Annotated in this window: 18 protein-coding genes; 1 reads left to right on the forward strand and 17 read right to left on the reverse strand. The window is 31.4% G+C overall.

What is annotated here, in order from left to right; all coding sequences use genetic code 11:
• Nucleotides 1-312, forward strand: coding sequence for a (2Fe-2S) ferredoxin domain-containing protein (locus tag QFA95_RS00300; RefSeq protein ID WP_486462855.1), 312 nt, complete (start codon nucleotides 1-3; stop codon nucleotides 310-312).
• Here QFA95_RS00300 and QFA95_RS00305 read toward each other — a convergent pair.
• The 17 genes from QFA95_RS00305 to mrdA form a co-directional block, all read right to left on the reverse strand.
• Nucleotides 301-714: an HIT family protein gene (locus tag QFA95_RS00305; protein ID WP_486462856.1), complete on the reverse strand. Its 414-nt coding sequence runs from the start codon at nucleotides 712-714 to the stop codon at nucleotides 301-303. The genes QFA95_RS00300 and QFA95_RS00305 overlap by 12 nt on opposite strands.
• On the reverse strand, nucleotides 707-1,804 hold the full coding sequence (gene nadA / locus QFA95_RS00310) for a quinolinate synthase NadA (protein ID WP_486462857.1): 1,098 nt from the start codon (nucleotides 1,802-1,804) through the stop codon (nucleotides 707-709). The genes QFA95_RS00305 and nadA overlap by 8 nt, the downstream gene beginning before the upstream one ends.
• Nucleotides 1,797-2,234, reverse strand: a complete 438-nt coding sequence (gene nudB, locus QFA95_RS00315) for a dihydroneopterin triphosphate diphosphatase (protein ID WP_486462858.1) — start codon at nucleotides 2,232-2,234, stop codon at nucleotides 1,797-1,799. Before nudB ends, nadA begins: the two co-directional genes overlap by 8 nt.
• Before the next feature lie 5 nt (nucleotides 2,235-2,239).
• Nucleotides 2,240-3,175 (reverse strand): 4-hydroxy-3-methylbut-2-enyl diphosphate reductase, encoded by a 936-nt coding sequence (gene ispH / locus QFA95_RS00320; protein ID WP_486462859.1) that lies wholly within the window; start codon nucleotides 3,173-3,175, stop codon nucleotides 2,240-2,242.
• Between the two features lie 71 nt (nucleotides 3,176-3,246).
• The gene (lysA, locus tag QFA95_RS00325; protein WP_486462860.1) at nucleotides 3,247-4,506 is read right to left on the reverse strand and encodes a diaminopimelate decarboxylase; all 1,260 of its coding nucleotides are present in this window, start codon (nucleotides 4,504-4,506) and stop codon (nucleotides 3,247-3,249) included.
• A complete protein-coding gene (gene lptM / locus QFA95_RS00330) occupies nucleotides 4,499-4,663 on the reverse strand; it encodes an LPS translocon maturation chaperone LptM (RefSeq protein WP_486462861.1) in 165 nt (54 codons plus the stop codon). Before lptM ends, lysA begins: the two co-directional genes overlap by 8 nt.
• The gene (locus QFA95_RS00335) at nucleotides 4,660-5,190 is read right to left on the reverse strand and encodes a Gx transporter family protein (protein WP_486462862.1); all 531 of its coding nucleotides are present in this window, start codon (nucleotides 5,188-5,190) and stop codon (nucleotides 4,660-4,662) included. Before QFA95_RS00335 ends, lptM begins: the two co-directional genes overlap by 4 nt.
• A complete protein-coding gene (locus QFA95_RS00340) occupies nucleotides 5,171-5,524 on the reverse strand; it encodes a NusG domain II-containing protein (protein ID WP_486462863.1) in 354 nt (117 codons plus the stop codon). The genes QFA95_RS00335 and QFA95_RS00340 overlap by 20 nt, the downstream gene beginning before the upstream one ends.
• The gene (locus tag QFA95_RS00345) at nucleotides 5,508-6,554 is read right to left on the reverse strand and encodes an FAD:protein FMN transferase (RefSeq protein WP_486462864.1); all 1,047 of its coding nucleotides are present in this window, start codon (nucleotides 6,552-6,554) and stop codon (nucleotides 5,508-5,510) included. Before QFA95_RS00345 ends, QFA95_RS00340 begins: the two co-directional genes overlap by 17 nt.
• On the reverse strand, nucleotides 6,520-7,440 hold the full coding sequence (gene gshB, locus QFA95_RS00350) for a glutathione synthase (RefSeq protein ID WP_486462865.1): 921 nt from the start codon (nucleotides 7,438-7,440) through the stop codon (nucleotides 6,520-6,522). Before gshB ends, QFA95_RS00345 begins: the two co-directional genes overlap by 35 nt.
• Nucleotides 7,433-8,701 carry a glutamate--cysteine ligase gene (gene gshA / locus QFA95_RS00355; RefSeq protein ID WP_486462866.1) on the reverse strand — a complete coding sequence of 423 codons (1,269 nt, stop codon included), beginning with the start codon at nucleotides 8,699-8,701 and terminating at the stop codon, nucleotides 7,433-7,435. Before gshA ends, gshB begins: the two co-directional genes overlap by 8 nt.
• Nucleotides 8,698-9,630, reverse strand: coding sequence for a lipoyl synthase (lipA, locus tag QFA95_RS00360; protein ID WP_486462867.1), 933 nt, complete (start codon nucleotides 9,628-9,630; stop codon nucleotides 8,698-8,700). Before lipA ends, gshA begins: the two co-directional genes overlap by 4 nt.
• Nucleotides 9,611-10,171: a lipoyl(octanoyl) transferase LipB gene (gene lipB / locus QFA95_RS00365; protein ID WP_486462868.1), complete on the reverse strand. Its 561-nt coding sequence runs from the start codon at nucleotides 10,169-10,171 to the stop codon at nucleotides 9,611-9,613. The genes lipA and lipB overlap by 20 nt, the downstream gene beginning before the upstream one ends.
• A 52-nt stretch (nucleotides 10,172-10,223) precedes the next feature.
• On the reverse strand, nucleotides 10,224-10,505 hold the full coding sequence (locus QFA95_RS00370; protein ID WP_486462869.1) for a YbeD family protein: 282 nt from the start codon (nucleotides 10,503-10,505) through the stop codon (nucleotides 10,224-10,226).
• The gene (locus QFA95_RS00375) at nucleotides 10,486-11,277 is read right to left on the reverse strand and encodes a septal ring lytic transglycosylase RlpA family protein (RefSeq protein WP_486462870.1); all 792 of its coding nucleotides are present in this window, start codon (nucleotides 11,275-11,277) and stop codon (nucleotides 10,486-10,488) included. The genes QFA95_RS00370 and QFA95_RS00375 overlap by 20 nt, the downstream gene beginning before the upstream one ends.
• A gap of 2 nt (nucleotides 11,278-11,279) precedes the next feature.
• Nucleotides 11,280-12,374: an FtsW/RodA/SpoVE family cell cycle protein gene (locus QFA95_RS00380; RefSeq protein ID WP_486462871.1), complete on the reverse strand. Its 1,095-nt coding sequence runs from the start codon at nucleotides 12,372-12,374 to the stop codon at nucleotides 11,280-11,282.
• Nucleotides 12,371-14,176: a penicillin-binding protein 2 gene (mrdA, locus tag QFA95_RS00385; RefSeq protein ID WP_486462872.1), complete on the reverse strand. Its 1,806-nt coding sequence runs from the start codon at nucleotides 14,174-14,176 to the stop codon at nucleotides 12,371-12,373. Before mrdA ends, QFA95_RS00380 begins: the two co-directional genes overlap by 4 nt.
• Between the last annotated feature and the right edge of the window lie 36 nt (nucleotides 14,177-14,212).

The following is a 14,212-nucleotide window of genomic DNA, read 5'->3' on the forward strand; positions in this document are numbered from 1 at the left end:
ATGAACAATTATTATAAATATCATATTTTTATTTGCCTAAATCAAAGGGATGATGGCGCTCAGTGTTGTTCGCAGTTTAATGCATTAAATATTTTTGATTATATGAAGCAAAAAATAAAATCATTAAATTTGCGAGGTAAAGGGTTGGTGAGAATAAATCGATCTGGATGCCTTGATCGTTGTTCAGAAGGACCGATGCTGGTTGTTTATCCAGATGCGGTTTGGTATACGTTTGTCGATGAAACAGACATTGATGAGATTATTGAATCTCACATTATCAATAATATAGCAGTTGAACGTCTAATGATCTAATTTTAAATGTAGTTGTTGTTTGAGTTGATCTATTTCATCTATTGAATTTTCAAATTTATTCTGTCGAACAGGTTCGGACCATATGCTTTGTGGAAAAAAATTATCATTAGTAAATCTTGGTATGATGTGCCAGTGGATATGAGGGGTTTTATTTCCTAATGATGCTAAATTGATTTTGTCTGGGCTATAAACATCAGTAACAATATTCTCAATTATATTCATAATCTTATACATTTCACTTTGAATGGCAGGAGTCAGATGATGAATTTCCTTGACGTGCTCAATTAGCTCTAAACGGAGATAACCTCTTATATTCTGATTATTTACTAAGATAACCCTAAAGCGGTTGTTTTGCCATAATATGGGTAAAGTTGTGGTGAGGCATAATTCACAATCAGACAATCGCCATCATCCTATCCAGAGCAATTTTGGCGGACTGAGCGATTGATGTGGGAACAACTATTTCATTCACTACTTTATCTTCGAGCAAATTATCAAGCACCCATGATAAATGTTGCGGATCTATTCTGGCCATGGTCGTGCATTCACATACGATATGTGACATAAATTTCACTACCTTATCTTCTTTAACCATTTCATTGGCAAGACGATTGACTAGGTTTAATTCAGTTCCAACTAACCATTTTGTTCCCGATTTAGCGTTTTTAATGGTATTCAAAATAAACTCTGTGGATCCAACCAAGTCTGAGTTTACACAAACCTCGAAAGGTGATTCGGGATGAGAAATGACTAAACCGTCAGGATTTTCTTCCCTAAATTTTTTAATATGATCCTCTCGGAACATCTGATGAACTGCACAATGTCCCTTCCATAAGAGGATTTTAGCTTTGTGTATTTGTTCTTTTGTTAACCCTCCTAAGGGTAAATCGGGATCCCAGACAACCATGTCGTCAAGATCAATCCCCATTTTAAATCCAGTCCATCTCCCTAAATGTTGATCAGGGAAAAATAATACTTTTTCTTTTTGGTGAAATGCCCACTCAAGAACTTTTGGGGCATTCGTTGAGGTGCAGACGATGCCATCATGTTCCCCACAAAAAGCTTTGAGATCAGCTGCAGAATTAATGTAAGTGATGGGAGTGATGACTTCATCAAAATTCAAAACTTTATTTATTTCACGATATGTTCTTTGCACTTTTTGAAGATCAGCCATGTCTGCCATTTGACATCCTGCGGATAGATCAGGGAGTATTGTTATTTGATCCTCTCGAGATAAAATGTTGGAGACTTCAGCCATAAAATGGACACCTAGAAATATAATATATTGTGCTTCTAAGTTTTGAGTATATTGGGCTAATTTAAGAGAATCTCCGGTGAAATCAGCGTGTCGATAAACTGATTCATTTTGATAGTGATGGCCAAGAATAACAAGCTTGTCTTTAAGTTGTAATTTAGCGTCAATGATTTTTTGCTGACAATCATCTTCTTGGAGCTGATTAAATTTCTCAAATTGTATTACTGTTTCATTCATATAATTTTTTAAAATTAATTAAAGCATTTCTGTTGGTCCAAGAAAATACTTTTTTCATTGCCTCTTCATGATCAGCCCACATGTAATCAACATGTTCTTGTGGATTAATTATTATATGTTCTTTTTTTGGCAATTGTAAGGCAAACAAATGTTCAATGTTAGTTGAAACATTTTTATCATACCGATATTTCCATTCAGGATAAATTTGGTATTGATTCATTTGATGAAGTGAGTAAAAACTATACCGATTGACATTTAAACCTGTTTCTTCAAACACCTCACGTTCAGCACATTGTTTTGGTGATTCATACTTTTCCATACTGCCAGTGACTGATTGCCAATAATTTGGATTATCTTTTCTTTGCAAGAGTAAGATTTTATTATTCTCACAATAGATGATGACCTGAATAGAGATTGGTATTTTTTTCAAAACAACTAGATGACTGGTAATTTAAATACAATATTTTCTTTAGGACCGTCAATTTCATTAATAATTGCATTGGAATGAGATTGTATTAATTTAGTTAGCTGTTTAATTAAAACTTCTGGGGCTGAGGCACCCGCAGTAATAGCAATATTTTTTTTATCATTAAGCCAAGCAGGATTGAAATCAGACATATTATCTATCAATATACTTGGTATTCCTTTTTTCTCACCTAATTCTTTTAAGCGATTTGAATTAGAACTATTTTTTGATCCGACCACAAAAAGAATATCTGTAGAAGGTAATATTTGTTTAATTGCATCTTGACGATTTTGTGTTGCGTAACAAATGTCATCAGCTTTTGGACCTTCAATCATTGAAAATTTAGTTTTTAATTTTTCAATTATATCCTTTGTCTCATCGAGTGATAATGTCGTTTGTGTCACATATGCTACTTTGTTTGGATCGGAAATTTTAAGAAGATCTATATCTGATGTGTTTTCTATTAGATGCATTTTTTTTGAAGTTAGATCCTGTCCGAGGGTTCCCTCTACTTCAGGGTGTCCTTTATGACCAATCATAATAATTTCGTAATTATTTTTTAAGTAATGATTTACTTCCTTATGAACTTTGGTGACTAAAGGGCAAGTTGCATCAATACTTTTAAGCTTAAGGTTATCGGAATCAGATTTAACTTTTTTTGAAACACCATGAGCGCTATATATAAGATATGAATTTTCTGGAACTGATTTTAGATCATTGACAAAGATCGCACCCTTTTTTTTAAGTGCTTCAATAACAAATTTATTATGTACAACTTCATTTCTGACATAAATCGGAGAACCATATTTAGCTAAGGCTTGTTCAACAATCTCAATAGCTCGGTCAACACCAGCACAAAATCCTCTGGGATTGGCTAATGAAATTGATATTATTTTTTTATCCATTACTAAATGTTTTTCTTATTAAATAGTTATTGGTTATCGTAGCATTTATGATAATTATTCTTAAGGTAAGGTTAACTTCGTTCTAATAATTTTTCTTCATGAGCAATCAAATCAGAAAAATTTTCACGCTCTCGAATCAAATAAAAATTATCTTGATCAACCATAATTTCTGGTATTCTGGGCCTTGTGTTGTAGTTTGAACTCATTGAAAACCCATAAGCCCCTGCATCCATAATGGCTAGAATATCTCCCTGATTAGCATGCATATACCTGTCTTTTGCAAGAAAATCACCAGTCTCACAGATTGGGCCAACTATATCAAAAGAATCATTTGATTCTTTAGAATTGGATAAATTAATTACTTCATGAAAGGCATTATAGAGAGATGGTCTCATTAAGTCGTTCATGGCAGCATCTACAATAACAAAATTTTTATGATCAGATTTTTTTATGAATTCAACATTGGTAAGCATCAACCCAGCTTTACCGATTAAAAATCTTCCTGGCTCTAAAATAATTTTTTTATTATATTTTAAAAGATGTTTTTTTATCATCTGCACATAAAAATCAATCGGTGAGATTTCTTCATTGTTATAGGAAATTCCTATACCTCCACCAATATCAATATGTTCTATTGATATTTGATTAGACTCTAATTCATCAATTAGAGATGCCAATTTTATAAAAGCATCTTCAAATGGAGAGAGGTCAGTGAGTTGAGATCCGATATGACAATCAATGCCAGTAATTTTAATGTGTTCTAATGTCGCTGCTTTTTTATACAAAGTAATGGCATTTGTTTCATCAATCCCAAATTTGTTATCTTTTAAGCCTGTTGAAATATATGGGTGGGTTTTAGCATCAACATTTGGATTAACTCGAATAGATATTTTTGCAGTTTTGGATAATCGTTTACTTATATTATTTATCCGTATGAGCTCTTCCTCAGATTCGACATTAAAAGCAAGAATATTATTATTTAATGCCATTTCAATTTCGGAAACAGATTTCCCAACCCCTGAAAAAACAATCTTTGAGTTTGAAGAGTCGACCGTTAAAACTCTTTGTAACTCTCCACCGGACACAATATCAAAGCCACAACCAGATTCTTTAAATATTTTTAGAATACTTAAATTAGAGTTAGCTTTTACTGCGAAACATATGAGATGGTCTATGTCGCTTAAAGCATTTTGTAAAAAATTTATTTGATCAAGAATATTTTTTTTCGAATAAACATAGGCTGGAGTTCCAAATTTTTGGGCGATGTCAGTCAGTTTGACATCTTCAATAAAGTATTGATTTGACTCCTGTCGCAGTATTGATTTATTCATCCACTGTTCCTGATGAGTCATCTAATTCCTCAGCAGCAGGTCTTTGATTTGATTGGGAATCATCAAGAGGATAAAGCTCTTCAGGAAGATACAATGAACCTTTTGTTCCACAGGATTGAAGAATAAATAAAAGAAACAAAAAAAGTATTTTTTTCATGGGTAAATTTTATCATTTTTAATATGCGAATTGGCTACTCTTAATATTTTGTCGACGATATATGCATTTATCACAGCAAAAATAAAAGCAAAAATGATAAATATTGGCAGTAAGAAAAATACCCCATTATCTTGAATGATGAACAGTCTCACACAAACAAATTGACCCGCAATGTGACCTAAGCTCATGATCATGCTAAAAGAATAAATCGAAAAATACTTACTTTTTAAACAATAAGAGGCAATTGCTAAACAGCCAAGACTAAATATTGCTCCTGAAAAGCTGAGAAAAAAGGTGGGAGTCAGGAAAGTGCCTAGAATTAGACTCGAAATAAATACTCGAATGAGAGATACATACGCTGCTGATCTAACGTTAAAATAATAATAAGTAAAGAGAACGACGATATTAGCAATACCTGGCTTCAGCCCAAAAATGGGCGATGGTAAAAAAAATTCAGCAGTGTGAAGCACTATTGCAATAGCAGAAAGTTTTGCGATGATATGAATATCAGTAGTTTGTGCTGTCATGAGCATCCATATTTTGACTAATTGTCATTTTAAAAAGATTTGGCACACATATGATGGATTGATTGATATGTGAAATCCACCCCTGTATGACGCAATATTGATTCTTGCAATTGGAATGTCTGATGCGTGCTTTACCCATATTGATTTCAATGCTTACATTCTCCAGATCAATTTTTTTATTCTGATTTAATGAATATTTATTAGTTTGATTTTGATAATCAATTTTCAATATATCTCCACTGGGTAAATTTAGATAAATTGATAATGATATGAATAGGATGACGGAGAATATAGCAAGAATTAAAAAATCACCTGCTTTAAATACCTTGAACAAAATATTTACCCTCCTCAAACAGCCATTCAACTTTTTCTAACATGGATTTTGTAATATAAATATTGTGATTAAGATCAGTTACAAAAAAATAATCAAAGTTCATATCTAACTGCGTTTTTTTTAAATCATCAGAAAAATAAAATGGTTTTGAAAAGACATCTGATTTAATTCCCACCTCATCCTGAGGTTTAATAAAAACCGTTGCCGAGGAATGATTAGAAAATGCGTTACCATTTTTAGGATTGATAAGATGTGAATATCTAATACCTTCATGTATGAAATATTTTTCGTAATTTCCAGAAGTGCCTATGGCAGACCCTGGTGGAAGTTTTAATTTAGCTAGAATTTTAGTTTGATCGAACGGGTCTTGAATCGCAACTTCCCAAAAACGATTTTTGGGATGTCCATGAGCATAAATATTGCCACCAAAATTAGTTAAGACATTTTTAATATTCAGCTTTTGATATTCAGCTTTTGCTAAATCTAATGCATGGCCTTTTATTATTCCTCCTAAATCAATCTGAAGATAATGATTTATTTTTTCGAAACAACCTTTCTTGAGATTGAGCTGGTTTAAACTGGGGCGCGAGTTAAGTATTTTTTCTATCAAAGAATAATCAGGCGTTGTTTTTGTGATTTCGTCAGCATGGAATCCCCATTCTTTAATTAGGGCACCAATTGCAGGATTAAAATACCCATGAGTAAGTTTTTCATAATGAAAAGCTTTCTTTATCATTTGAATTTGTTGCTCATCACAAATTGTTGCATTTGGATTGTTATTAAACTCCTCAATTAAACTATTTTGCCATGGATGAAATATTGAATTTAGTTCGTTTAATTGTGCAATAACATTCGAGATCGCTTCATCAGCAATTATTTTCGGTGTTTGAAAAAATTTAAATTCTAAAATAGTCCCGTATATTAAAAATTTTTTTTCATAGAAATTTGATTTTGTACAAGAGCTATTGAGTAGCAGCAAACAAATAATAAATAAATTAAAAAAGGCTTTGAATAACTGTCTTGGCAACATTCTGTTTAGTTAACTTTTGAATTTCAACTAGACCTGTAGGGCTCGTTATATTAATTTCTGTGAGGTAATTTCCAATAACATCAATACCTACAAAATTTAAATTATGTTTGATTAAATATGGTTTAATACTTTGAGTAATGTTTATATCAGATGGCGATAATTTAAAAATTTTAGCTTTTCCACCCTTTGCTAAATTTCCTCTAAAGTCAGATTTTTTTGGAATTCTTAGTAAGCCATTCGGTAGAGGTTCCCCATTGACCATAATGATTCGTTTATCACCTTTCCTAATTTCGGGAATATATTCTTGAATCATAATCAGAGTTGAATAATTATCTGTAAGGACTTCTAAGGTTACGTTGATATTAGGGTCATTTTTTTTTAGCAGAAAAATTTTATTTCCAGCCATTTCATCGATCGGCTTGCAAACAACTTGTTTATATTTGGCAATGAACTGAGTTATATCCTTTAATTGACTACTAACTAATGTTTTCGGAATTAATTTTGGAAAATTCAAGATAGATAACTTTTCATTATGTGATTGAAGTGCTTGAGGGCAATTAATAATTTTTGGTTTTTTTAAAAGGCCTAGAGAAATAGTTAAAAATAAGTAATCCTTGTTGAAAGGAGGATCTTTTCTAATAAAAATAACGTCCAATTGATTTAAATTAAATTGTTTTTCAACTACTTCTAACTTTTCATTATTAAATGACTTAATTTCCTTGATTTTTCCATAAGGTATATTGCTTTTTAAACTTATATCAGTATGAGAGCAGAAATAAACATGATGCCCGATTTCTATGGATGTTCGCATTAAAAGAAGACTAGTATCTTTTTCTTTATTTAAATCTTGGATTGGATCGATAATAAATAGGATTGATTTAGCCATATATTTCTCTTGCTGCAGCGAGTAAAGCTAGTCTTGCGATTACCCCATAAACATAAAATCGATTTGGAGGATCATTACAATCCCTGCCTTGATCTGGCATTAAGCAAGACTGTTCAAAGGGAGTAGGAAAAAATTCCATTCCCGGGGAGTTTAAATTTTCATTTTTATCTTTTGAGGTATGAACTCTATAAAAACCACCAATCACATAGTGATCAATTGTATAAACAACCGGTTCGCTGACTGCCTCATTTAAAATTTCTTCAGAATGAATGCCTTCTTGAATTATAACTTTGGTAACTTTTTGACCATCTTTGATGGTACTCATCTTATTTCTTTTTTTTCTATTCAATTGCATGATTTCGCTAGGATCTTGAATGGTGATAATTCCCATACCGTAAGTACCGGCATCTGCTTTGATAACTAAATAAGGTTGATGATCAATACCATACTTTGTGTATTTATCCTTAATTTTTCTGAGCAAAAACTCAGACTTTTCTGTAATTATTTTTAAATCATTTTCGTTATTAATATCCATATCTTCATGTGTATCAAAGTATGGGTTTATAAGCCATTCATCAATATTTAAAAAGTCTGTAAATTCTTTAGCAACTTGATTATAAAATTTAAAATGATTTGATTTCCGACGATTAAACCAACCGGCTGAGGTATGAGGAATGATAGTCTGTGTAATATCTTTTAAAAATTCAGGGTCCCCTGATGAAAGATCATTATTCAATAAAATTGAACATGGGATAAATTTATGTTCATTTTGTTTTATAAAAACTCTATGGTTTTCCTTTTGTAACGGGTAGACAATAATATTGTGGCCATCAATTTCATATTCTGTTTTTTGAAAAGATGGATCCAGGTTGCCAATTTCTACTTCAAGCCCAGCATTTTTTAAAATCTCAGTTAAGCTGAGTAAATTTTTAAAGTAAAAAATATTTCGTGAATGATTTTCAGGGATGATAATTATCTTGGCCGCCTCAGGGCAAATTTTTTCAATAGCAATAGTAGTAGCCTGAATGGCTAATGGTTCAAATTGAGGGTTTAAATTATTAAATCCAGCAGGAAATAAATTTGTATCAACTGGAGCAATTTTAAAACCAGAATTTCTTAAGTCAACTGAAGCATAAAAGGGCGCCTCCTGATCAAGCCATTTTGATCTGAACCATTGTTCGATTTCACACGAATTTCTAATAATTAGATTTTCTAATTTTAAAAATTCAGAATTGATGGCAGTTTTTAATTCAGGATTCATGATAACTGTTTTGCTTGTATGTCCGCATGGTAGCTACTTCTTACAAAGGGACCGCAGGCAATAGAGGAAAAATTAAACTTTGTTGCCATCTGATTAATTCGTTCAAAATATTTTGGATCATGATATGTGTGGACGGGTAGATGATCCAGTGATGGTTGAAGGTATTGTCCGATAGTCACCATTTTTACATTGTGCGCAGCTAAGTCAGCAAGCGTTTGTTCGATTTCTTCAAATGTTTCGCCTAAGCCAATCATAAATCCTGATTTAGTAATTAATTCAGGGTAGGTTTCTGAGAAATTTTTTAATAACTTAAGAGATTGATTATAGATTGAACCGGGTCTTACTTCTTTATACAGACGAGGAACGGTTTCAATATTATGATTTAAAACATCAGGTAATGAATTTGCAAAACTTTTAATTGCTAAATTTTCTCTGCCTCTAAAGTCAGGAATGAGTATTTCTATTTTGATATTAGGCATTTTATTTTTGATTGAGTTAATACATTCAACAAAGTGTTCAGCCCCTCCATCTTTCAAATCATCACGATCAACACTTGTGACGACGACATAGTTTAGATTAAGTTTGTAGATCGACTCAGCTAGATTTTTTGGTTCATTTTTATCTAGGGGTAGTGGCCTTCCATGAGCGACATCGCAAAATGGACAGCGCCTTGTACAAATATCACCCATAATCATGAATGTCGCTGTGCCTTTACTAAAACATTCTCCAATGTTTGGACAGCTAGCTTCCTCGCAAACAGTATGTAAATTATTTTCATGAATAATTTCTTTAACTTTTTTAAAATTCTCTGAGTGCGGTAACTCTATTTTTAACCAGGTAGGCTTTTTTTTTGGAACACTAGGATAAATTTTTATTGGATTGCGAGAAACTTTATCTTTATGACTATCTTTAGTTCCTGGTAATTTCATATTCCATTAATTTGTTTTTTATAATGGTTATTATTTTATCAGCAACATCTTTATTATCTAAACTAATTCCTAAATCTTTTAGTTGAGTCATTTGTAGATTTTTATAACCGCATGGGTCAATTAAACTAAAAGGTGATAGATCCATATGATTATTAATACTGATCCCATGATATGTCTGATTATTCTTAATTCTAAGCCCAATGGATGCCAATTTTTTTGAATTGACATATACGCCCGGTGCCCCAGCTTGTTGATTACCAGATATATTGAATTGAGATAAGAATTCTATTATTGATTCTTCAAAAATCCTAACTAACTTAGTAATCTTTATATCAAATTGATTAAGATTAATGAGTGTATAAATGATCACTTGCCCAGGGCCATGATAGGTAATCTTCCCGCCCCGATCTGAATATACTAATGGAATCGCTGTATCTGGAAGCGAAATATTTTTTTTATTCACCCCTAAAGTAAATACAGGATAATGTTCAAGAATCCAAAATTGACTAATATCCAGAGATATTTTTATTACCTCTTTCATATTTTCAAAAATTACATTGTAATCTTCGATTTTAAAATATTTGATTTTAAATTTAGATGACAAATCTGGTATCAGGGTGGGAGGATAGATGTTGGTAAATTAAATCTAAATCGCTTCTAGAATGAACATAAACGTTGCAAGTCAAACCGATATAGTTTCCTTTTTGACTGGGCCGAATTTCTATTTTTGAAGCATTAAAACTTTTATCGACTTTATTTATTTCCTCAATAATTGAATGAGTAAAATTATCTTTCATGACTCCGGTAACTTTAATTATAAAATTACATGGAAACTCAATTAAAGACTCCTGTTCATTAATGATATTTTTTGACATATACCGGGAGATTATATTCTGATTCTAAATTTTCTTGAATTGTTTTAAACTCATCATTTTTTTTGATTGGCCCGACTAACACATGAAATAAATTATTGATCTGAATAACTTTTGCTTCATATTTATCAATAATTTTTAAATTATTAATTTTATCAAGCAAGGTTTGACTATTGATAAAGTCTTTAAAAGCACCTACCTGTAAATAATTGTCATTATTACTCTCAATGTCTTGCTCTATAAAATCTTCAGGGTTTATTAATTCAACCTCAACTAATTCACTTCCTTTCTCAATAATGTCTAATTTATATCCTGCAGCATAAGAAAGGTCAATGATTCTATCCTTTAAAAAAGGACCTCTATCATTTAGCCTAATAATCACCCATTTTTTATTTTTTAAATTAGTTACTTTTACATACGAAGGTAAAGGTAGAGTCTTATGTGCTCCTGTCATGGCATACATATCATAGACTTCACCCGTGGATGTTTTATTGCCATGATATTTTTTGCCATACCACGAGGCATATCCTTTTTCTTTAAATGGCACTATTTTTGTCATAGGGACATATTTTTGGCCAAATACTTTATATGGTTTTTTTGTATTTTTATTGATTGGTTCAGCTTTTGGAATAGCATTTTTAATATCCTGAATTTTGACATCAATGACCTCATGTGGACCATCATCTTGATAATACGCACCTTTGTTATCTGAAGAGATTTTTACAGAGGAGCAAGAATTTAAGATGATAAAAAGGAATATAAATATTATTTTCATAATTAATCAGCAATTAATGTTTTGTTATAGTTTAATGAATTTATTAAAGCAAACATAATAAGGTAAATAAATAGGGATGACCCACCGTAACTGATAAGCGGCAAAGGAATTCCAACAATTGGAAAAAGACCAGTGACCATGGCAATATTAATTAAAAAACATAAAACAAAAATCATAACATAGGTCATTGCTAGCAATCGGTGAGAATGGGAGTGAAGGTTAACGGAAATGATGATTAATCTATAAACGAATAGGAAGAAAATTAAGAAAAAAATGACATTCCCTAAAAATCCATAGTTTTCTGATAAAACGGCAAAAATAAAATCAGTATGAGTTTCGGGAAGAAATAAGAGGTCATGCTGGCTAGAGTATTCAGAACTTTTTCCAAACAATCCACCAGAGCCAATTGCTATAGACGATTGAATTGCATGATAACCTCCATCAAGTGGATTACTAAAGGGGTCAATAAGATTTAAAATTCTGCCTTTTTGGTAATCTTTAAGGATATTGATCCACGCATAGGGTAAAAGTATTAAAAAACTAAAAATACCCACTACTATTTTTTTTAGACTCAGCCCATTTAGAAAAATAATAATTAATCCAGAAAATAAAATAATGAGACCAGATCCTAGATCTGGTTGTTGAAGAATAATAACAAATGGGACTAAACTAATAAATAAAAATGCTAATTCAGTTAAATTTTGAGATTTATTTTTAAAATAATCAATGAGTGAAACAAGAAAGATCGGTAATGTGAGTTTCAGAATTTCTGATGATTGAATTTTAAATAAAACAAAATCTAACCAACGTTTGGATCCATTAATCTCAGTTCCAATGAATGCAGTTAACACTAAAATTAAAATAGATAATATATAAATGATTAACGAATATCTAAATAAAAATCTTAAATTTAAAACACTTACTATTATAAATATGATGAGGCCAACAGCAATAAAAAGGAGTTGTTTAAAAAAGAAAGAAGAATCAAACCCTACAGCTTGACCAATTAAATTTAAACTAAACAATAAGATTATTAATAGAAAGATAAATAATTGTATATCTGTTCTAGAAAACAAAAAGGTAAAGAAATTATTCATTTTGTTGTTTCAAAATAAAAATCAAGCATTTTTTTTGCAATGGGTGCAGCAACAGTACTTCCATGACCACCATTTTCAATAATAACAGCAATTGATACTTGAGGGTTATCATATGGCGCATAGCCGATGAACAGAGAATGATCTTTGAGATGGTCAGCAATATTATCTTCATCATAGGCTTGATTTTTCAAGGAAAAAACTTGAGCTGTTCCTGTCTTTCCCGCAATTTTATTATTATTGTTATTGGCAATGGATCTAAATGTTCCGTTTGAGCTCGTCACTTCCTGCATACCTCTTTTTACTATTTCAATATATTTTTCATCTGTAATTTTTTTTACCCCTAAAGAGACATCAGAAAATTTGTCTTTTATTAGCCTCAACGGAGGCATTGGCTTATTATTCAAGAGTATATTTAAACCATGAACAAGTTGAGCTGGCGAACTTAAAAAGTCCCCTTGTCCAATTGAGGTATTGATTGTTTCATAAGCATTCCACTTTTTTTTATGATGTTTTAATTTCCATTCCGGTGACGGGAGAATTCCTTTTTTCTCAGAAGGTAAGTTAATTCCTGTTTTTTGACCAAAAGAAAATTTTCGCAGACCATCACTCATATTTTCAATTCCCAGTCGATATGCCAAATCATAAAAATAGACATCACAGGATTCAGCAATTGCCTTAACAATATTGACATTTCCATGACCCTCTTTTTTCCAGTCCATGAATATTTTTTTTGTTTTGGGAAGTTGGTAAAAACCAGGATCACTGATTGAATAATCTTCGTTGATTATGTTGTTCTCAAGTCCGGCTATAGAAAGAAAGGGTTTTATTGTAGATCCAGGCGGATAGACCGCATTAGTTACTCGATCAAGCATAGGTTTGTCAGGATCCAAATTTAATTTATCCCACTCGGCAAAACTTATACCATTAACAAAAAGGTTCGGGTCAAAGCCGGGGTTACTTTGATAGGCTAATACTTCACTATTAGAAATATCTGTCATGATTAATGAACCTTTGTAGTTTTTAAGAAGCTCATGTGATTTTCTTTGAAGATCAAGGTCAATTGATAAGATTAAATCTTGTCCATCTAAAGCTTTTTTATTTTCAATCTCAGCAATAAATGAATTTTTGGCATTGACCCTAATTTTTTTAAAACCAGATTTTCCTCGTAAGTCATTTTCAAATGAATTTTCTATCCCTTGCTTACCGATATGTGTCATCCCAAAATAGGCATCTAACATCTCAGGATCATTTTCGATCTTTTCAAGATCTTTCTTGGATATTCGATTAATAAAGCCAATTAAATGAGCATTCTCTATGCCATGCGGGTAGCTTCTTAAAAAATCTTCTTTTATAGTTACATCAGGAAATAAAAACTTTTTGGATACAAAAAAAGTTAATTCCTCATTGTTAATATTTATTTTAAGTGGAATTTTTCTGAGAAATTTGCGCTCGGATCGCATTTTAAAAAATAGATCCCTTTCATGCTCAGATATAGAAAGTATTGTTGATAGCTCTCCAATGATGTTATTGAGATCTTCTGTAGATTTATTTTCAATATCAACTTCTAAATTGTAAGTGAGTATATTTTCTGCAAGGATATTATCGTTCCTATCAAAAATGAGACCTCTCAGCGATTTTATTGGTTCGATTCTCTCAGAATTTGATTTTGATCTTTCAAGATAAAAATCATTTTTATATATTTGTAACCAAAATAATCGAATGGCTATTAAAAGCAGAAATAAAGATAAAATTGCAAGAAGGATATTAAATCTTCGAACGAGTATGAATCGACTATTCAGCATACCTAATTAAAATCATAAGATAAATAAAACTGAGAG

Origin of the sequence: Candidatus Methylolitoribacter marinus (assembly GCF_051853155.1) — a bacterium.
Taxonomy (GTDB): domain Bacteria; phylum Pseudomonadota; class Gammaproteobacteria; order Burkholderiales; family Methylophilaceae; genus BACL14.